This is a genomic window from Mesorhizobium sp. GbtcB19, from assembly GCF_019091085.1.
Taxonomy (GTDB): Bacteria; Pseudomonadota; Alphaproteobacteria; order Rhizobiales; family Rhizobiaceae; genus Mesorhizobium.
This window is the reverse complement of the sequence record NZ_JAGXJY010000006.1, coordinates 219,211-239,816: the sequence shown is the minus strand read 5'-3', so window position 1 is coordinate 239,816 and position 20,606 is coordinate 219,211. Positions and strand designations below refer to the sequence as shown.

The window sequence follows — 20,606 nt, the reverse complement described above, 5'->3', positions numbered from 1 at the left end:
AGGTATCAAAGCATTTTCCCCGTGCGCCTTGCCATGCCGGACGCCGCGCGATCGCGGGTATGGTTGCGAGACATGAGCGGCATTTGTCGCCCTTCCCGGTGGAAGTCGTAGGCAACACTTCCGTCAAATGCGCTGTGCAATTTCGTCGCGCGCAAAGCGCTCGGCACAATCCGGCCGGAAAGACGGCTCATCAAACTTGATGTCGCCAAGCCAATAATGTATCGCACCTTTCGCACAGTCGGGCCTGGGCAGAACAAACGAACGGGATACATGCTGCCGACCAGAACAGGCTTCGTTGCAGACGCATTCGCCGATATCGGCGCTGCGCTCCTGAAACACCACCTTGCGACGACTTTCAGTTGGCAGGACGTGGCCCAACGCTATCGCCGCTCGCGGGTCGGAGCGTTCTGGCTGACGATCAACATGGGCGTCCTGATCGGCGCGCTCGGGTTCGTCTTCGGCACGCTCTTCCGCACGCCGATGCACGAGTATCTGCCCTATATTTGCGTCAGCCTGATCTTCTGGGGTTTCATTTCGACGTCGATCAACGAAGGCTGCACCGCCTTCATCGGCGCCGAGGGCATTATCCTTCAGGTGCGCATGCCGCTGTTCACCCATGTACTCAGGACGCTGTACCGCAACGCCATTATCCTCGGCCACAACATCCTGATCTATCCCCTCGTCCTGCTGTCCGTCGGGCGCATGCCGACATGGGATATTTTCCTGGCGCTGCCCGGCTTCGTCATTTTGACGCTGAACCTGCTTTGGATCATGCTGACCCTGGCCGTGCTCTGCGCCCGTTACCGCGACATGACGCAAGTGGTGCAGAATATGCTGCAGGTCATCTTGTACCTGACCCCGGTGATGTGGATGCCCAAAACGCTGCCCGAAGGCATTTCGCGGCTGCTGCTGGATCTCAACCCCTTTTACCATCTGATCAGTGTCGTGCGGGATCCGCTGCTGGGTGACGTGCCCTCAGCAACCAACTGGATGGCATGCGTCGGGTTTGCCGTCGTCGGCTGGACGGCGGCGCTGCTGCTCTTCAGCCGTTATCGTCATCGCGTTCCCTATTGGCTCTGAGCACTCCCATGGCTTCCATCACACTGGCCGGCGTCTCGGTCGAATTCCCGGTGTTCAACGCGGCGAGCCGCTCGCTCAAGAACAGGGTCCTCAGTGTCGCGACAGGTGGCGCGATCGACCGTCGCACGGACGGCCATGTCATCGTGCGCGGCCTCGAGGACGTGAGTTGCGCCATCAAGGAGGGCGATCGGATCGGCCTTGTCGGTCACAACGGCTCCGGCAAAACGACGCTGCTTCGCGTGCTGTCAGGCATCTACAGGCCGACCAGCGGATCCGCTGCGATCGACGGCGATTGCGTGTCCCTCATCAACATCTCGCTGGGCATCGATCCGGAGGCAACCGGCCGCGAGAATATCCGGCTCCGCGCGGCGATGATGGGCATGCGTCCGGACGAGTTGCGCAAGCAGTTCGACGAAATCGCCGAGTTCAGCGGACTTGGCGATTTTCTCGACATGCCGTTCCGGACCTATTCGTCAGGCATGCAGTTGCGCCTGGCATTCTCGACATCGACGGCGATCCGGCCGGAAATACTGGTCATGGACGAATGGCTGTCGACCGGCGACGAGGATTTCAAGCACAAGGCCGACAAGCGGCTGCGCGAGATCGTCAGCACGACCAAGATCCTTGTCCTTGCCAGCCACTCGCGCGAACTGTTGCAGAAGAATTGCAACCGCATTCTGTGGATGGATCATGGCCGCGTGCGGATGGACGGGCCTGCCAACGACGTTCTGCCAGCCTATTTCGGCTGAGAATTTTTTACCGACGCCGGGCCGATTTCGGTTAGTGTGGACAAGGGGGATGTCGTGGAACTCCTTTGCCACGAACGAATTGCAACAAAAGCAAGCATCGATGTCAGGTCCGATCGATGGGCCAGTCGTGCCGATGCATTCATTAGAGTAGTTCAGCCACCGATAGCATCGTCGACCTGCACTAACTCTTGGTTTTTGCGCAATTCCGGTTGGAAACCACTGCGCACTTCCTGGAATTGCTCTAACCGGCGCGAGGCGCATTCATGGCTGGCAGCGAACAAGGTTGGTGGCGGAACCGGAAGGCGGCGCTGGTCGTAGCCCATCCAGGGCATGAATTGCGGGTCCACCACTGGATGGAAAACGCCAGACCGCTCGTCCTGGTGCTGACCGACGGCTCGGGCCATCTCGGCACCGGCCGGCTCGACCGCACAGCGGCGGTTTTGGCCGGCGCGGGCGCGTCCCCATCGGTGAATTTCTTCGGCAAGATGCCGGACCGGGAGCTCTATCGCGCCATTCTGGCTGGCGAAATGGAGACCTTCAGGGCGCTTGCCGACGAAATCGCCACGATCTTCGCCGATGGGGAGATCGACTATGTCGCCGCCGATGCCGTCGAAGGGTTCAATCCGGGACACGATGTCTGCCGGCTGCTCGTCAATGCAGCGCTGGCGACGCTGCGCGGCCGGAATGGCCGCGATCTGCCCAATCTCGAGTTTCCGCTTGAAGCCGCCACGCTGGAGCGCCAGACGCGAGGCGGAATAGAACTCCATCTCGACGCCGTTGCCCTCGATCGCAAGCTCAGGGCCGTCGACAATTATCCCGAATTGACCGAGGAGGCTGACCGGCTGCGCGCGGCGCATGGCATGACGAGCTTCGGCGTCGAGCGCCTTACCCCAGTGGACTATCTGCTCGATATCTCAGACTGTTGCGAGCAGCCGCCGGCCTATGAGCGCTGGGGCGAGCAGCGGGTAAAGAGCGGCTACTACAAGACGGTGCTGCGTTTCAGGGACCATGTCGAGCCGATCGCCAGACAGCTAGGTTCATGGAAATGGTGAAATACCCTAGCTCCTTGTTTTTACGCAATTCCGGACGGAAAACCGCTCACACTTTTCCTGGATTTGCCCTGGCCAAAGCGCCTCATCGTTTGAGTTCGATCTGACACAGCCCCAGCCCGAGCCGCCGTCCGTCGCTCGACAGGCCGAGCTGCCGCGGACTTCTCGGGTTCTCGATGCGAAAGCCGATGGTAAGGCTCGAGCCTGGCGTGGCTTCGGGCGGCAACGCCACCAGCCAGTCCCGCGCTTCAGAAACCGGCGCACTGCCGACAACCGGCCGGAAAACCCGTCGCTCGATCTTCACGCCGTTGACGAAAAGCTCGACGGCGACTTCCGTGTGATCGCCATAAAGAAATGGCACAAGGCTCAGCCTGAGCGCAGCCGGGGCAAAGGTCGAGGAGACGATCTTGCATTCGACCGTCGCCAGCTCACCGTCCGTCCAGGCGCCCCAGTGCTCGACCGTCGAGAAGCCCGTCAGGCGCACCATGCTTTGCGGATCGTCGGCCAGCGCCAACGACACCGGCTCGTCCAACTTCACCGGCTTGAGCTCGACCGGGACAGGTTCGACCGGCTGCGCCAACCGTGCCAGCAGATCCTCGCGCTCCGTCATCCAGGGCCAGATCGGTCCAGGTTTCGGCAGCCATATCTGCATATGACGGGCCAGCGAGAGGTTCATATCGGGCATGTCCGGAGGCGCGGCCCGGTGTTGCCTGATCGCTTCGTCATAGAGCGACAGGCAAGCGTCCAGCCATTGCGGCATTCCCGCATCCTGGCGCGTCCTCCTCGTCACCTCGGCGGCGTCGACGGCGTCATAGCGTTCGATCTCGGCCGAGATCGCATCCGGCGACAGGCGCTGCTGCAACACTCCCAACCCGAAATTGCGCCGCCGCCATGCATCCCAATTGTCGGAGCGGGCCATTCCGGCAAGGCCGCGGCCGTCGCAAACGACAACGGCGCGCCCGCATGCCATCGCTTCGAGGGCACTGAGGGCGGAAGTGAAGAGAAGGTCGTATTGCGGCAGCAGATTCTCGGGCTCCGCCACGAGATTGCCTGTGATGACCCCCGCCACGTCCAGCGCGATGCCGTGCCGTTCGCACGCGGTACGCACGGCATGGAGGTGCTGCACGTTCTTGGCGAAGGCCAAAGCCCGGCGCGGGCGCTTAGGCAGCGGCGGGCCGAGCACGAAACGATCGGTATCGACGGCATTGAGCAGCGTGACGATACGCTGCGCCGGAATGCCGGCCTCGAATTGCAGCCGCTCGGCGACCGTGTCGTCGACGGCGACGTATTTCGAGATATTGGCGAGAAACGGCGGCGCGCTGTGCCAGGCGGCGAAATCATGCGCGAAATAAAGCGCCGGAGCGTTCGGGAAACGCGCCGCGGCAATGGCGGTGACCTGATTGTGGTTGCCATGGACGATGTCGACATCCGCGGCGATGGTCGAGATGTCGTCGGTGACCGGTATGCCGCGAGCCTGAATCTCTTCAGCGATCGGTCCCAGCCCGGGGGCGTAGACGATCGGCCTGTGCCCGGCGCGCCGCAGCGCGAAGGCGACTTCGCGCGTGACGATCTCGGTTCCCGACCGTCCGGTCAGATAGATGTTGGCGATGAGGACCGTCAGCGGCCGTTCGAAGATCATGGATCGGCAAGGCTCCCTACGGTGAACTGTCCGCACCCAGGCGATGCGCCAACCCTATAATTTATCGGCGCTCTTTTGGATCGCCGAATTCCTCGGCTCGGCTCTTGCGCCAGCTGGCGCCCAACCGGCCAAGCGCAAAAGCTGGACTTGCGTACCGCGCCGGCGGTTGCCAGCGGGGAGAATACCGGCATATTGCGGTTGGGGGTTTCGCAACCGAGGTCAACAGCCTCTGCTAAGGTAGACAACCAAATTGCGAGATCAACGGAGTTCTTCGATTCGAAATGCAAGGCACGAACAAGCCAAGGGCGTTGAGGCAGCACCTCCCGACGCCGCGCTTACAATGATCAGCTACGCGCAAAATCGTGAAGACGTTCTGCTCGATCGCGTTTTCAAAGATGCGGCGACCGGTTTCTATATCGACATCGGCGCCTACCATCCGACGATGGGGTCCGTCACCAAGACCTTCTACGACCGCGGATGGTCCGGCATAAATGTCGAACCCGGAGCGGTGTTCGACGAGTTGGCGCGTGAACGGCCGCGCGACATAAATGTGAGAGCCGTGGTCATAGATCGCGACGGCGACGTCGATTTCTTCGAAAATTCATCCGATCCAGGCATGTCCAAAGTGACCGAAGGGCCGGTCGCGGCAGATGGCGAAGGCAGGACGTTTCAGGTCCGGGCCGTAACGCTGGACAGCCTCATCGCCCAGCATGCCTCCGGACAAGAGATCAACTTTCTGAAGATCGATGCGGAGGGGTCCGAGGCCGCAATCATTGGAGCCGCGAATTGGAAATCGGTCCGACCGCAGGTCCTGGTGATTGAAGCAACCGCGCCATGGTCGAACGACCTCGTCAACCAGAATTGGGAACCCGTTCTGCTCGCAAACGGGTTCCTGCGCGCATATTTCGACGGCATCAACGTCTTCTATGTCAGGGCCGAGAATGAAGGATTGCTCCGCCACTTCGAGGCGCCGGTGAATGTTCTCGACAACTATGTTCCGTTCGAGCAATGGCGTTCCGATACGGCAGTGGCCGAGCTGACAGCTGAACGCAGCCAAATCATCGCGGAGCAGGAGGCTCTGCAGCAAAAGAGCGCGGAGATCCAAAAACGATCGACCGATCTCACCGCCGCAATCGACCGGGGCGAATCCAAACGCAAGCGTCTGGCAGCCCGCATGGCATCGCTGTCGACGCAACTTACCCAAGACCGGGAACTGGCGCAGGCTGAAGCCAAGCGCCTGGCGGCCGACACGGCAGCGATGTCCGAGCGGCTCATGCAACAGCGAGACCAGGCGCATGCCGAAGCCGGACAGTTGACGGCCGTCGTGGCTGCACTGTCCGAACAACTTGCACAGGAGCAGGCCGAAGGCAGGCGGTTTGCCGCTAATGCCGCAGCACTGTCCGAGCAGCTTGCCCAGCAACGTGGCTCCCTCGCATTGGCGGCCTCCCGCGCCGCACGTTACGATCGTCTTGTCCTTGAACTTCGCGATGACGATGGTCCGCGAGCTTTAAGGTCGGTGCTGCCATTGGCGCGGCATGTTCGCCGGGTTCACAATGTTGTCCGCCGCGACAATTCCACCCGTTCTTCTCCGGCACCGGGCTCCGCCGTCATGCCGACTGGCATGTCGCCGCCGCCCAATCCGGCTCCGGGCGGCTTGCGCCTGGTCGTGAAGAAGGGCGTTTTCGGCGTCTATAAAGCTCTGTTCAGGCCCATCGTGCGGCCGGCAATGTGGCGCGTCAGAACATTTCTGTTGCAGCCCATCTTCGAGCGTTTCGACCACTCGAACGAAACCCTCATCCGCGCCCGCTCCGGCGAGATCGAGCTGTTGCGACAGGGGCAAGCCGAGCTCGCCAGGAGCTCGCAAAATCAGTCGCTCTCGGACGACATGCGAGGGTTGCGACAGGAGCAGGCCCAGATCGCGAGAAGCCTGGAAAGTCAACCTCTGTCGGATGACGTGAAGGCGTTGCGGCAGGAGCAGGCCCAGCTGGTGAGAAGCCTGGAAACGCTCGCCCTCACGATAGCATCGAACGTGTCGCGGGAGCGCTGATCTTACTGCGTTTTGACGCAATTCCGGACGGAAAACCGTTACTCACTTTTCCTGGAATTGCTCTCAGTATTTGTTTCTACGCAATTCCGGACGGAAAACCGTTACTCACTTTTCCTGGAATTGCTCTAATCGTGCAGCCACCGCGCGAGCCCTTGCACGAACCCGTCCCAGGTCGGTATCCGCAGGCTGGTCACCTCACCCCAGAGCCTTTCGGCGAATGAATCATCCAGCAGCTGGAGCACGGCGCCCGCGATCGCCGTGGGGCTTATCTCGCCCAAGATGACGCGTCCGCCCGCCGGCAACAGGTCGAGGCTCGGCAGGTTCGCGGACGCGACAACCGGAATGCCGCTCGCCAGACTTTCGTAAGGCGGAATGCCAAAGCCTTCCAATGAACTGACAAACAGGGTTGCCCTGGTTCTTTGCAGGGCTTGCCTGATCGCGTCGTCGCTCGCGTGGCCAAGATAGCTGAACCGAGGCTCGGCCTTGAGGCGATCCAGGATCGGTGGCTCGCGTGTCGATCGGATTTCCATCCGGCCGATGACGGTCAATTCGACGTCGACGTCCTGCCGCCAAAGCATCTCGAAGGCTTCGAGGATGTCGGCGACGTTCTTCCTGGGCTCGATCGTCCCCACATAGGTGAACATCCGCCGGCGCGGATCGAATTCCTGGCGGGACAGAGCAACGCCGTCGCCTCCAAGCGGGATCACCGGGCCTGCGCGCCCGGCATCGCGGATGACACGGTGCAGGTAGTCATTGCGGGTCTGTTCGCTGATGAAGGCAGCGCGCGGTATTTCACGAAGCGTGCGCACGTAATGCATCAGCCGCTCCGTCGTCCGCGGCTCCCAGCCCTGCGGATGAAGAAAGGGCAGGAAATCATAGACGAGCCAACTGACCGAAGCGGTGCCGTCGCGGCACAGAGCCCTGTATGCCTCGGCCCGCCGCTGCTCGTAAAAGACTTCGGGATTGTGCAGGCCCGCATCGATATCGCCCTGCGAGATCGGCGTCCCCTTTTCAAGATGCGTACGGAGCCGCTCCTTGTCATCGTCCACGGTGTGATTGCCGTCTTGCGTCAGTATTTCCACCACCGCGTCTGGCAGTGCACAGAACCGCAGCTTCTCGGCATCGAAGCGGCACGGCACGAGCGGCCTTGGGCCTCGCCAGCGGCGTAAAATCTCGCGCTCCACCCGCTGGATCCCGGTGCGCAACGGGTGGGTCGTCAGTTCGGTCAAATCGATAAAGATCGGGGCTGGTGGCAATCGTGCCTCGCTCATGGGCTTCGCCGACCGGCGTCGATTTCGAGACCTAGTCCCTCACACAGCTTGCGCGCGTAATTTTCGAAACTATGCGCTTCGCAATAGTGTCGCCGTGGCTGATCGAATTGAGACCGATCGGCGCCTCTCCCAAGAATCTCGGCAAGCGACTCCGCGATAAGGACGGGACTTGGGTGATCGGGCACGGGAGAGACATATGGCGGCGCCTCCATCGCCACCGCCAGGTCTTCGTTCGCGACGGTCGGCAAGCCAACGGCTATGCAGTCAAGCAGCGCTCCGGAGAGCCCTCCGAAGAAGTGCGTCCGCAATTGCACCGCCGCGTCGGCGGCGAGCAAATAGTCGCGATACTGCGCCTCGCCGACAAACCCCGATGAGAAGGATACATGGTCCGCCAGATCGAGGTAGGACACCAAATTCCTGAACCGGCCTTCGTCATCGGCAAATCCACCGACGAGATAGAGCTTCGCTGGTATCTGCCAGCTGCGCAGAAGGTCGACGGCCCAGATACACTCCTCGACCGCTTTGTTGGAATGAACGAGCCCCAGGGATACGACTGCGAATTCCTTCGAACCGATGCCGAGCCTCGTTCTGGCGGCGAGTTTAAGCTCGCGATCGGTGGGATCGATCTCCCACTGTCGATAGATCGAAAAAGGCAAATAAATCGCCTCTTTTGCAAAGCGCTCCCGAACGATCCGGGCTGTCACGCGCGAGTGCACGAACATCGGCGAAGCCCATTCGGCGATCTCTCCGAGAAACGTGGCCTTGAGCCGCGACTCGTCCTGCAGCCATGAGGCGATTTCCTCCTCCGTCACAGGCCGTCGGAGCTCGCGCTCCGCAAGCGAGCGGGCACGCTGCGAGCCGAGGAGAATTCTATAGAAGCCAAGCAGGCGGTTGTCGTGCTCGATGCAGGCTCCGCCATATCTTTCAAGGAGCTGGAACACCTCCAGGTGAAAATGCGAGTTCCCTACAACTCCAATCACCCGATCAAAGCCCGACGACAGGCACGGCAGGGCGGTGATCTGCTGGACCGATGCAGCGCCGTCGGGCATCGCCGCGCATATGTGCTTTGAAAAGACATGGACATCGGCCAACTTCCCGAGTTCGCTGATGGTCGCGGCAGAATAATCGGCAACGCCGGATTGATCGGGCGGCATGGGGCTGAGAAATGCAATCCGTGGCCGCGCGCCCCTGAGGATGGCGCTTCGCTTTGGTTGGCGCTGCGCTACCAGATCGCTCACCTTCGCCCAGAAATCGCCGGCAATCTTATCGGCTCGAAATCGCTGCCAACGCGTCGACTGGTCGCCGACGACTTCCGCCCGCCTCGCAGGGTCCAGCACAAGCGCCTCGACCTTGCTCCTGACGGCTTCGACGTCTTCGGGAGAAAACATCAAATCGTTGCGGCCAACCAGTTCCTTGTGGGCGGGTATGGAAGACGCGAGCACCGGCGTGCCCGCCGCCATCGCCTCCACGACCGGCATCGAGAACCCTTCCATCTGCGCCGCGACGACCGCGCACCGGGCGCTGCGATAGATGGCTACAAGTTCATCTTCGTCGACAAAACCCGGAAAAATCAAAAGCTCCGATTTGCCGCCATTGGCGACATAGAGATCGCGCAAGCTTGCCTGCCATCCAAGCGGATAGTTTCCGGTGACCACGAGCTGAACACCGGCGTCCTGCATCGCGCGGCTTCCCGCGTGAGCAAGCATCGGGCACTCGATGTTTTTGCGCGGCTCGGCCCCGCCGCTCGCAAGAACATAGCGTTCGGAGGATCCTCCCCATTGCCCGAAACCGTCGACGCGCTCGAAGGCGTTGCCTATCGGGGCTCCGGTATTCGTAATGTGCCGGGATTCCACATTGAGGATGCGTCGGAGCTCATCCGCCGTGTATTGCGAAATAGGGAAAAAATGATCGTGGCGAGACAGCCAGATGAGCTGCGTGTGATAGTCGAGCCGATCGGAGGCGGTCGGCAGATAGCGTTCCGGCTTCATCAGGGGGATGAAGTCGTAAACGATCGCAAGCTTGAGGATGTCGGGGTCATTGACGATGCGGCCCGGGAACAACGGGTCGTGAGTCATCGGCGATAGTTCGACAAACACCGTCGAACGCCTCTTGACGTCAAGATAAGCGTTACCCTGGATCCGGTCGACCAGGCGAAGGAACCGGTCCTCCAAAGGCGGCAAACGCGGATCGATCAGCCCGAGGGTCGATGTTTCGATTTTCGTGCGAAGGCTACCTACATTGCGGACCAGATTCGCGGAAAGCTTGCCGACGCCACGATCCTTGTAGGACGGATCCTGCAGGCATCTCATGTCAAATACGATGTCGCAGTCGACCATGCCTTCCCGATCCTGGAGCACCAGCTTCCTACGCATCGGGAATGCAAAATGGCAAGGGAGAAACACGCGTTGACAACAGGTAGCACGTTTTGCCACCGGACGCGGCCGCCGGCGTCGGAAGCGGGTGGCGAATAACCCACCTATGGCAACGTGCAGAAGGCGAAGCCGCGCATAAGAATTTATTGATTTATCAGCACATTCTTAATTAACGCCCCGCGGCCGGCAAACAGTTGCCAAGTCGCAAATCGCCGCGCTATGTGGCGAAATCTTTTCGAGGTGTTGAAACGATCGACGCCGTCACCTCATATATGGATGGGACCGCCAAGATTATTTTTCGCACATCCCAAAGATCTTCATAACCTGTGCCTGTCGCCATTCCATCGGGTGCCGGGTCGGGAGCGGGCAGGAGGCAGGTGTTTTTGACCATTGGTTTTCGATCGGCAACGAGGACTTAAAACAGACACGCAGCTGCGTGAAATCGTCGACGCGGCCAAATATCCCCCGGCCGGCCGGGCATGTGAGCCGCTGCTAAACGATCCGCGGCGTGCCGAGCGGACGGTTGAGCGCAACTGGCCCACCCAACAAGGTCCAGCCCGGTTTCGATTGAGCCCGTGGCTTGAACGAAGGTAAGTGCGGAGAGATTCCTGACGATGCCGATCACGTGTTACGCCCAGAACTTTGAAGATGTCATTCTTTGGCGGGCGCTGAAGCATGTGGAGCATGGTTTCTACATCGACATCGGCGCACAGGATCCGGTCGTCGATTCCGTAAGCCTTGCCTTTTACGAACGAGGGTGGCGGGGCGTTCACGTCGAACCAAGCGCCAATTACGCGGAAAAGCTTCGTTCCGCGCGGTCCGACGAGGAAGTGATCCAATCGGCCATCGCCCTGGAGGCAGGCGAAATCGCGTTCTTCGAGATTGCTGACACCGGTATGAGCACCGGCGATGAAGAAATAGCCAAGCAGCACCAGAACAATGGGTTCAAAGTCAGTCGGATATCGGTTTTCGCCCAGCCGCTTTCAGCGATCCTGTCCCTCCATGCCGATCGAGACATCCACTGGATGAAAATCGATGTCGAAGGCATGGAACATCAGGTGATAAAAAGCTGGCTGCCTTCGGGGGCTCGACCGTGGATCGTTGTCGTCGAGAGCACAAAACCAAATTCACAGGAGCAGAACCACGAGACCTGGGAGCAGGAGCTTCTGGATCTCGGGTATGATTTTGTTTATTTTGATGGTTTGAATAGATTCTATTTAAGTATTTCGCACTCTGAACTCAAATCACAATTTGACGTTGGACCTAATTATTTCGACTGGTTCGCAGCCAGCACGACGTCCTGGCTTTCGCGCAATATCAATGTCGAAATTAGCGCTCTTCGTGAACAACTGGCAGACGAGAGCAAGAACAAGGCCGCCGCCCAAGAACGTCTTGCAGAGCAAGAGCGTCTCCGAGCAGCATTGGAGCTGCGTCTTGCCGAAGAGCAGATGGCGAGATCCTCGCTTGCAACTCAGGCAGAGAACACGAGAGCCGCCTTGGAGGCGCGCCTTGGTGAGTTAGAGGCGCGCCTTGGTGGGGAGGAGCGTGCCAGACAAGCTTTGGAAAGCCAGCTCGGCTCAATCTACACCTCAACCTCTTGGCGTATCACCGAGCCGATACGAATTTTGGTGCGCGCCGCCAGATGGCTCGCACGCTAGATGACGCCAGCCGTCGGGATTTCCGTGCTGCATGTTGGGGTGCATCGGCATCTTCCTCGACGTCAAGGGACTCGATTTCGGCGATCGACGATACCCCGCAACACCAGACCACCCTCAACTGTCGGAAAAACGGATGACTAAGAAGCGAATTTTCTGGCTGGGCATGCACAAGGTTCTATCGCAGACTGAGCTCCCCCGCCTGCGGGCGCTGGGCTACGAGGTGTTCAACCCCCCCTACCTGAGCGACGTTTACGATCAATCCGCTGTCTACAGTTGGGTTCCGTCAGACTCCAGCCTGCCAAAAGAGGCCCTGGAGATCCTGACCAGGACCAATTTCTTCTATGACGAAATACCGGCGGACGCGGCCGAGGTTCTCAATGTCTATTTCGAAGCCGCGATCGTAACCATCAATCCCCTATGGCTGGTGCATTTCCTAAAGGCCTATCGCGGGCGCGTCATCTACCGCACCTATGGCCAGCCTTACAGCCTGTCGAATGAGCTCACCAATATAGGCGGGCTGCCGCTGATCACCGAGCGGAATGATTTCTGGTTCATGCCGCACTCCGAAAAAGTCGCCGAGATAGAGGACGAATGGCTGCGGTCGCGCATGATGGTCGTTCCCTATTGCCTCACACAGGACGTTGTCGACCGACGGGACACGTGGACGATCGAGGCGGCGGTGCCGGAACTGGGGTTGCTTTGCCCGCGGGCAATGGACATACCGTATTATACAAACAATTACAGGCACTTAAAGCATTACTTCCCGGCCAGGGGCTATAGAATCTTCGGCGCGCAAAATGTACCCGTCGACGACGACCAGGTCGTAGGCACGGTCGAGCGGTCCGAATTCCTGAGGCACTTGGCCCTCATGCGCGGCTTTGCGTACCACTATGAAGAGCCGACCGTCTGCTATCTGCCACCGATAGAGTTCATGACGCTTGGCGGTCCGGTGTTGTTCAAGGACGGTTCCCTGCTTTCGCGCTATTTCCCGGCCGATGCGCCTGGCAGGGCCGACAGCATCGAAGACCTGGTGAAACGCTCGGAGCGATTGAGGAAAGGCGGTGGCTCGCTGTCGCGCGAAATCATCGAAAGCCAGGCCGAGGTGCGCAAGCTCTATCAGCCGGAATATGTCTGGCCGCTGTTCGACGCGGCGATGACGAGGGCGCTGGGCGACGACGGCGCCAACCGCGCGCCGGGATTGATCTACACACCCACCGTGAAGACGACGGCGCCGGCCGCCGAGACCGTGCTGGTCGCCTTCCATGGCTTCGGCCCGCTGATCGTGCATCGCGACGGCAAATACCACTGCGCGGAAGGCATAGCGCGCGTCGTGCGCCAGATCATTCGCGCGCTCTCAGATCTCGGTTTCAAGATCGTCGTCACAAGCCGCAGGCAAGACGCCGGCCGCATCCAAGGCTTCCTCGCCCCCGCCGCAAGCTCCGACCTGAGGATCATGCTGGTCGACGATGCCGGCCCCGGCGGCGGGAAGCCCATGACGGCTATAGGACGTCTTCGCGAGATCGCATCGACACGGCCATTCTCGGCCAATGTCGATCACCTGAAGGGGCTCTACCGGTCAAAAGATTTCAAGGGCATGCCGCGCGCGCTGGCATCGACGCTGGCCGTGGCAGCCTTCAAGGTTTTGCGCAGGGCACAACAGCGGCTCGCCGGCGTCAAGGTCGCGATCGGTGTCGTGCCATATGAGAAATATGTCGATCTGATCAATGCGGACGCCGGCATCGATCACGTCCTGATACCGCACTATTATATGTTCCCGGAGCTTTCCCGTTTGAAAGACAAGGATGTCGTTCTCTATCTTCCCGACTACATGCCGCATTTCTACAGGGGTTCGGCGGAGATGGGCGCCACGCAGCAAGCCGCCGCGATCGGCAAAAGCCTGGCGGGCAAGGCGCGGCGCGTGCTGACGAACTCCGCCTTCACGGCTTCGTATCTGCCCGAGACGGAACTGGCCGTGCAGGCGCAAAACATCGCCCACATTCCCTTGCCGTTCCTCAATGACGGCTCACTCAAGGCCGAAACACCCGCGACATCCGGTCCGTTGGGAAAACTGCCGCGGCATTACGTGTTTTACCCGACCCGGAACCGGCCCTCGAAGCGGCTCGCCGACTTCGCAAGAACGGTGGCGGTCGTGAATGAGAGACTGGAGAAGGCGGGAAGCAAGGACCGGCTGTTCGGACTCTTGACCACGCCGTTGAGCGGCAAATCGGCAGGCGGCGCGGAAAGCCATCTGATCTCGCTGCCGGAGCTCACGGACGCGGAACTCGGCTATCTTTACAGACATGCGCTCTGCCTGCTGTTCACATCGGAGATGGAGGGAAATTTCCCGACGCAGATTACCGAGGCGCTGCATCTCGGCGTGCCGGTGGTCGCCACGAACATCCCGCTCATCACCCTGGAGCTCGGCGATGTATCGGCTTGCCTCGATCTGGTCGACGTCGGCGACGTTGACGGCTTCGCCGACCGCGTCATGGCAATCCTCGGCGACCGGCCCGCGGCGGCGCGCAGGCAGCAGGACGCCAGGGACGTCGCGTCCCGGCAGTTCGCTTACGACAATTTCAAACAGGGCCTGTCCGAACTGTTCCGGCAATAGCGGTTTCAGGGACGGGCTCGGCAGCTTCGTGATTCATTTCGATGAACCAGGCCATTGCGTGAGCAAAGCTTGCCGACTCAGATATTCTAAGGCGCCGGCGAAGTGCCGGCTGTTCGAGCCAGGCCTGTCTTTCGACATCCCCGTGCCCTGCTCGCGGAGCGCTCATTGAGAATCGGCATCGACGGCAGGAACCTGAGATCGGCCACGGACGGCATAGGCCGGTTCGTTCACAAGTCGATCAAGGCGCTGTCGGCGCTCGGCGCCGAGCTTTGCGTCTACGCTCCCGCCCCGATCAATGCCGGCTACGAATTGCCGCGCGAAGTTGTCTTGCGGACGGGCGGATACCGATCGCTTCCAGGGCGGGTGTTGTGGGGGCAAGCCATGCTGCCCGCGGCAGCCGCGCGCGATGGCATCGAGGTTTTCTGGGGACCAGCCCACCGGCTGCCGCTCGTTCTGGACAGAAGGATCGCGCGGGTGGTGACCATCCACGATCTTGTCTGGGTGCACGCGCCGGAAACCATGCGAATGCGGACCTTGCTCGGCGAGCGCCTGCTGATGAAGCCCTCGTTGCGAAGGGCCGATGTCGTGGCGGCCGATTCCGGCGCCACCGCGAGCGCGTTGAAGGGCGAATTTTCGTGGCTGACGGCGCCGATCCGCACAATCGCGCCCGGCACGACCCCTCTTCCCGCGCCGGGCGGCTTTTCCAGTCTCGAGCCTCTCGGCATCGCCAGGCCCTACGCGCTTTTCGTCGGCACGCTGGAGCCCAGAAAGAATCTCGGCAACCTCATCAAGGCCTATGGGCTGCTGCCTGAGAGCGCCCGCTCGGGCTGCGATCTCGTCATCGTCGGCGGCAGCGGCTGGAAACAAACCGGCCTGGCGGACGAGGTGCGCCGCGGCGGGCTCGAGGAGAAGATCATCTTCACCGGCTTCGTCGACGACGGCGTGCTCGCGACGCTCTATGCGAACTGCCTCTTTCTGGCCATGCCATCGCTCTACGAGGGCTTCGGCTTCCCGATCGTGGAGGCGCAATCCTTCGGCAAACCGGTGCTGACGTCGAACATTTCGTCGATGCCGGAAGTGGCCGGAGACAGCGCGGTTCTGGTCGACCCCAACGACATAGAAGCGATCGCAAGTGGCTTTCGTCATCTTTGCCTCGATGCGCAATTGCGCCAAAAGCTTGCATCCGGCGCGCGCCGCAACGCGGAGCGCTTCACCTGGGAGAACCACGCCAAGGGCATGCTGCAAATCTTCGAGCAGGCCATCCGGCTAAGACGAAAGACGCCTGCTTGAAAGTCCTGCATTTCTTCAAGACATACTGGCCGGACAGCTTTGGCGGCGTGGAGCGTACCATCCATGCCATCGCCGAAAGCACGGCCGGCCATGGCGTCGAAACGCAGGTGCTGTCGTTGAGCAGCGCTCCCGACGAGAACACCGGGCGCATCGGTGGCCACATGGCGGTGAAAGCGAGGCTGGATTTCGAGCTCGCATCGACAGGATTTTCCCGCGAGGTGTTCCGCAAGTTCGATACGCTCGCCCGGCAGTCAGACCTGGTGCACTACCATTTTCCCTGGCCGGTCATGGACATCGCGCATCTCAGATCGCGCCACGGCAAGCCCGCAGTCGTCACTTACCATTCCGACATCGTCAAGCAGCGCCTGCTGCTGCCGTTCTACAACCCGCTGATGCAGCGCTTCCTGAGCGACGTCGACGCGATCGTGGCGACATCGCCGGACTATCTGAGGTCGAGCGCAACCTTGAGAAAATTCAAGGGCAAATCGCAGGTCATTCCGATCGGCATAGACGAGGACGCCTATCCTGTGCCGACGGCGGCGGACAGCGCCTGGCGCCAATCGATCGTGTCGGAGCCTTTCGTGCTCTTCGTCGGCGTGCTGCGCTACTATAAGGGGCTGGATATCCTTATCGAGGCCGCGGACCGGGTGCGGTGCAAGATCGCCATCGCCGGATCGGGACCGATCGAGCAGCAACTGAAGCGCCAGGCCGAAAGGCTCAAGCGCAACAATGTTATCTTCCTCGGCGAGGTTTCCGAACAGCACAAGATGGCCCTGCTGCACGCCTGCAGCGGTTTCGTCTTCCCCTCGAATCAGCGCTCCGAGGCCTATGGCGTCTCGCTGGCGGAGGCGGCGATGTGCGGCAAGCCGATGATCTCCTGCGAGATCGGGACCGGGACCTCCTTTGTGAACAAGGCCGGCGTCACCGGCCTGGTCGTCCCGCCTTCCGATACGGTCCGGCTTGCAGAGGCCGTCAACCGCCTTCTCGATTCGCCCGAAGAGGCGGAAAGATGGGGCCGCGCCGCGCGCGAACGGTTTTCCGACCTCTTCACCGCCGAAAAAATGGGGCAGGCCTATGCCGAGCTCTATGTCCGGCTGAGCAATCGCGGCGCTTAGCCGGTACCTGCAATTACCGTTGTCTTTCATGCGCTCCCGGCATTGAGCTTTGCGCCGCCTCGTCCTATAAGGCCGCGCGCAGCGCGGCATCGCCCCGCCTGCTGGGGCGTCGCCAAGTGGTAAGGCATCGGTTTTTGGTACCGACATTCCCAGGTTCGAATCCTGGCGCCCCAGCCAACCGGATGCCCTGTGGACAGCCTGGTTCCGCGCGCTTCCACCATCTCTGCGGCGGCCGTCATTTCGGCAAGTAAATCAAAAGGTTGCCTGAAGGCAACCTGACATGCCCACGCCCGCTCCTATTCCGGCTCAACCTGGCCGCGCGCCGCGATATATTCGACCCGAGCTGCGAGATAGCTGCCCATGATGCCTTCGGCGCAGCGGGAGGCTTCGACGGCCGAGAGACCGCGATTTTGCATCAACCATTTTTTCGCGGCGCTCTGCCCTTGCTCGACAGCCGCCAGGAGAGTCTTCACGTCGGATCTGTCCCAGACGCTCGGAACCTGCTTGCGGATAAGTCCGATGGCCCGCTGCTTGTCTCTCCTGTGCTGGCGGGTGTCGAATTGGCGGGGAAAGTTGACGGCTCTGACCTCATCAGCCGCCCAATCCGCGTAGATCGCGAAGCGAATGCTGCCAGTTTCCGCATCGTCCGGGAGAGCCGCCGCGAGAATGTCGTTGAGAGATTGCCAGGCTGGCAGTTCCATGAACGTCGGCCCGTCCTGACAAACCGGGTCATTACCGTCCATGCTGGAACCAAAAAGGCCGCCGAACGCGATCAGCGCCCTCCCTTCGTCGCGCTCGAACATGAACCCGTGGGGGCAGGAAAAAATCGGCTCGGCATTTGTTTGGTCGAGCGCAATGCGGAGCAGGAAAAACGGGACATCGGCGGGCTTTCTTTTCGGAAGGTCAAGCATGCTGAGGACGCCTGGGGTCTGTTCCTGAAACATGGCAATGGCTCGCGCCTTCGCCGCCTCACCCTCCTGGGGCGAGACGCCGGCTTCCGGGACATGGGTGGCGAGATAGACCAGCCAGGAATTGGCCAACGCGCTGCCGGGATAGCGCCGAAAGATATCGGCCGACTTCGCCGGCGTTGACGGAATCATGCTGCTTGCCGCCATCGTCAAGATGTCGTCGTCGCGCAGATCGGCCTGCAATTGCACGATGTGCCGCTGCATCGCGTTACGAAAGCAAGAGGGCTTGTCGTCTACATGCGCACAACCAAGAGACCAGCTCTTCCTTTCTTCCTGTTCGACCTCCTGCATGAATGGTCGCTTTTGTGGCGCGACGAGTGCACCCATCTGCGCGACGAGGTCGGCGATCTGGCGATCCATCTGGCTCAGTTCGTCGCTCGCGCAAATCGCCTTTTCGGCCTCGATCGAGGCCTTCGCGCAATCGAAGGATGGACCGGCGGCCGCGAAGGCGGGACCGGTGAAGAATGACAACCAGGCAAAAACCAGAAGCGCGCAAGGCAGCCAGACAGCCAAGCAGCACTTCCGGACTTCGTCGCTGAAACCCATTTTAGCCGCTCCCGATCCTGTTGGCGCGATACTCCAAGGCATAGCGGATGCCACAGCGTGCGGTCTGTGTCGCAGGTCACGTGTCGCTTCCGAAAACGTTCGGATGGGTAGACTGCACCCAACGGCCTGAACGTGCCAGAGTGCATGTTGATCAGCACGTTGGCGAAGCGTCCATGGGTAAGTTGGCATGCCGCCGGCGTCGCGCGTAAAGGCGAGAAGCCTCCTGCGCCCGCACTGGTTGCTTCCTCCTTCGGCGAGTTCAAGCATCCCTTCGGTGGCACGGGCTGCATCCTGTTGCTGCGTTCCGCGCGCCAAATGCCGGCGGCTGACGCTCAAGAGTTTTGCAATCGTCCCCTAATCCTTGCGCAAAGTATCCATGATCATCGTATCGAGGCTGCTGGCCGAGATGCCGAGCAGTCGCTCGGTGTCGGAGGCCTCGATGATGCAAGGGCTTCGGTAGAGATAGCCCATTTCCGGCAGCTCGCGCATGAGCTCGTCGTCACGACCCATCGCCTCGAGCTCCTGTTCGGTGAGCATTTGAAGGTCGGGAGCCGGGGCACCGGCCAGTTCCGAGAAGCGCGCCGCCAGGCTTCGTACCGAAGAATGCTGCGACGGCACGAGGAAGGCACGCCCCCATTCACCGGTATAGCGCGAGGCGGCGACCAGCGTCCGGGCGACGTCCCTGGTGAAGGTCCAGGCATGCCGCGCATCGAGATCGCCCGACACCATCGCAGGCTTGCCGGCGAGCAGGGACGGCAGCGTCATCAGTGTAAACAGCGAGCCGGCGCCCTCGCCCAGGTAATCGCTGGCGCGGACCTCCAGCGCCGGAACGCGCGCAGAGCGCGCACGGTCCCACATGGCGACCCTGACACGCCCCTTCACACTCGTCGGGGCGAGCGGCGCAGAGGAAGTCAAAGGAGACTTTGCCTCGCTGCCATAGCCATAGACATTGCCCAGCACGACAAGGCGCGCCTGCAGCTTTTGCGCGGCTTCGGCAACGCCCTCCATGATCGGCGGAAAATCCGTCGGCCACCTCGTGTAAGGCGCCATGGCGCACATGAAGATCGCTTCGGCGCCGGCCCCGATGCGGGCCAGGCCGTCCGCGTCGCGGGCATCGAGAGCGAAGGCGGCAACCGCGCCATCCGGCGCCGTGCCGCTTCGGCTCACCAGCCGGACCTCATGACCATCTTTTGCCAGAATACGCGCGGTCGCGCGCCCGACCGGTCCGGCGCCGACCACAACAAACACAGACATACAAAGCCTCATCGATGTTGAACTCGTGAGGCAATTTCCGGTCGAATGCGTTGAAAGTCGCGCAGGAAACGCCGATCTTTGAGCACGATCTGCCTTGAATTCGGAGCGCCTCATGCACGGCCCATCTGGACTATTGCAGCCTTCGGCCAATGTCAGCGTTTCGCGCAATCGCCACGGCGCCGGGGCGATCGTGCTGCCGCCGATCAGCGACCACCGCATCGTCGTGCATGCCAGCCGCAAGACCTGGTCGTTTTGCAACACGACCGGGACGCGCCATCTTCGGCGGGAAGGCGATATCGACCTCGTTCCCGCCGGTCAGGAAGGCGGCTACGCGGCGGAAACGGATTGCGAGGCGCTGGAAATCCGGCTTGCGCCACAAGTCGTTGAACAGACCGCCTTCGAGATGGGATCGGGCAGAAGATCGAGCCTCGACATGCGCCATGTCATGCGGAACGAACGCATTGTCCATCTGGCGCGCGCGCTGGAAAGCGAGCGGCACGCCGACTCACCGGGCGGTTCCCTCTACGCCGAGACCATAGGCATCGCGCTGGCCACGCAACTGATCGGGCTGGCCAGGACCGCGGATGATTTTCGCGCTGGCCTCTCCGCGGCGCAGCTGCGGCGGCTCTACGACTTCGTCGAGGCGTATATCGACCAAGCGCTGACCATCGAGACCCTGGCGCGCGAGGCCGGCGCCAGCAGCTCGCATTTGCGCCACTGGTTCAAGCAGGCCACCGGCGTGACCGTGCATCGCTATGTCGTGCGCCGGCGTGTCGAGCGCGCGCGGCTCCTGCTTGCGCAAGGCAAGCTGAGCGTCGCCGAAGTGGCGCTCGCGGCCGGCTTCTCGCACCAGTCGCACATGGCGCGCTGGATGCGCCGCGAGCTCGGCGAGACGCCGCGAACCTTGCTCCGCAGGCCATCGGCCTAAACCTTCCGCCGACAGCTGGTTCGCCAGGC

The 20,606-nt window shown here is 61.3% G+C and carries 14 protein-coding genes and 1 tRNA gene; 10 read left to right on the top strand and 5 right to left on the bottom strand.

The features are described 5' to 3' along the window. Positions 1–270 precede the first annotated feature (270 nt). From KVT37_RS13810 to KVT37_RS13800, 3 genes are all read left to right on the top strand, one after another. Entirely contained in the window at positions 271–1,080 is an 810-nt protein-coding gene (locus KVT37_RS13810) for an ABC transporter permease (RefSeq protein ID WP_217573744.1), read from the top strand. Positions 1,081–1,088: 8 nt separating this feature from the next. Continuing rightward, positions 1,089–1,829, top strand: coding sequence for an ABC transporter ATP-binding protein (locus tag KVT37_RS13805; protein WP_217573742.1), 741 nt, complete (start codon positions 1,089–1,091; stop codon positions 1,827–1,829). Between the two features lie 263 nt (positions 1,830–2,092). Continuing rightward, the gene (locus KVT37_RS13800) at positions 2,093–2,881 is read left to right on the top strand and encodes a hypothetical protein (RefSeq protein ID WP_217573740.1); all 789 of its coding nucleotides are present in this window, start codon (positions 2,093–2,095) and stop codon (positions 2,879–2,881) included. 82 nt (positions 2,882–2,963) lie between these two features. On the opposite strand, the gene KVT37_RS13795 is transcribed toward KVT37_RS13800, so the two are convergent. Then, complete coding sequence (locus KVT37_RS13795) at positions 2,964–4,517, bottom strand: glycosyltransferase (protein ID WP_217573738.1); 1,554 nt, start codon at positions 4,515–4,517, stop codon at positions 2,964–2,966. A gap of 340 nt (positions 4,518–4,857) precedes the next feature. Here KVT37_RS13795 and KVT37_RS13790 point away from each other — a divergent pair, with 340 nt between their 5' ends. Continuing rightward, the gene (locus tag KVT37_RS13790; protein WP_217573736.1) at positions 4,858–6,564 is read left to right on the top strand and encodes an FkbM family methyltransferase; all 1,707 of its coding nucleotides are present in this window, start codon (positions 4,858–4,860) and stop codon (positions 6,562–6,564) included. Positions 6,565–6,689: 125 nt separating this feature from the next. Here the strand turns inward: KVT37_RS13790 and KVT37_RS13785 are convergent, their stop codons facing one another. Together KVT37_RS13785 and KVT37_RS13780 are read right to left on the bottom strand one after the other, a co-directional pair. Continuing rightward, positions 6,690–7,835 (bottom strand): glycosyltransferase, encoded by a 1,146-nt coding sequence (locus KVT37_RS13785; protein WP_217573734.1) that lies wholly within the window; start codon positions 7,833–7,835, stop codon positions 6,690–6,692. Continuing rightward, positions 7,832–10,171 (bottom strand): glycosyltransferase, encoded by a 2,340-nt coding sequence (locus KVT37_RS13780; protein WP_217573732.1) that lies wholly within the window; start codon positions 10,169–10,171, stop codon positions 7,832–7,834. Before KVT37_RS13780 ends, KVT37_RS13785 begins: the two co-directional genes overlap by 4 nt. Before the next feature lie 650 nt (positions 10,172–10,821). On the opposite strand from KVT37_RS13780, the gene KVT37_RS13775 reads away from it, so the two are divergent. The 5 genes from KVT37_RS13775 (at position 10,822) to KVT37_RS13755 (ending at position 17,058) form a co-directional block, all read left to right on the top strand. Further along, on the top strand, positions 10,822–11,865 hold the full coding sequence (locus KVT37_RS13775) for an FkbM family methyltransferase (RefSeq protein ID WP_217573730.1): 1,044 nt from the start codon (positions 10,822–10,824) through the stop codon (positions 11,863–11,865). 133 nt (positions 11,866–11,998) lie between these two features. Further along, complete coding sequence (locus KVT37_RS13770; RefSeq protein WP_217573728.1) at positions 11,999–14,476, top strand: glycosyltransferase family 4 protein; 2,478 nt, start codon at positions 11,999–12,001, stop codon at positions 14,474–14,476. A gap of 165 nt (positions 14,477–14,641) precedes the next feature. Then, positions 14,642–15,766, top strand: coding sequence for a glycosyltransferase family 1 protein (locus KVT37_RS13765; RefSeq protein WP_217573726.1), 1,125 nt, complete (start codon positions 14,642–14,644; stop codon positions 15,764–15,766). Then, positions 15,763–16,881 carry a glycosyltransferase gene (locus KVT37_RS13760; protein WP_217573724.1) on the top strand — a complete coding sequence of 373 codons (1,119 nt, stop codon included), beginning with the start codon at positions 15,763–15,765 and terminating at the stop codon, positions 16,879–16,881. The genes KVT37_RS13765 and KVT37_RS13760 overlap by 4 nt, the downstream gene beginning before the upstream one ends. Positions 16,882–16,983: 102 nt before the next feature. Then, positions 16,984–17,058 (top strand) — tRNA-Gln (locus tag KVT37_RS13755). A gap of 119 nt (positions 17,059–17,177) precedes the next feature. Here the strand turns inward: KVT37_RS13755 and KVT37_RS13750 are convergent. Both KVT37_RS13750 and KVT37_RS13745 read right to left on the bottom strand, forming a co-directional pair. Beyond that, positions 17,178–18,395: a lysozyme inhibitor LprI family protein gene (locus tag KVT37_RS13750; RefSeq protein WP_217573722.1), complete on the bottom strand. Its 1,218-nt coding sequence runs from the start codon at positions 18,393–18,395 to the stop codon at positions 17,178–17,180. Between the two features lie 354 nt (positions 18,396–18,749). Continuing rightward, on the bottom strand, positions 18,750–19,649 hold the full coding sequence (locus tag KVT37_RS13745; RefSeq protein ID WP_217573719.1) for an NAD-dependent epimerase/dehydratase family protein: 900 nt from the start codon (positions 19,647–19,649) through the stop codon (positions 18,750–18,752). Between the two features lie 112 nt (positions 19,650–19,761). Between KVT37_RS13745 and KVT37_RS13740 the strand changes: the two genes are divergently transcribed. Beyond that, positions 19,762–20,577 (top strand): AraC family transcriptional regulator, encoded by an 816-nt coding sequence (locus tag KVT37_RS13740; RefSeq protein ID WP_217573717.1) that lies wholly within the window; start codon positions 19,762–19,764, stop codon positions 20,575–20,577. Positions 20,578–20,606: the final 29 nt, after the last annotated feature.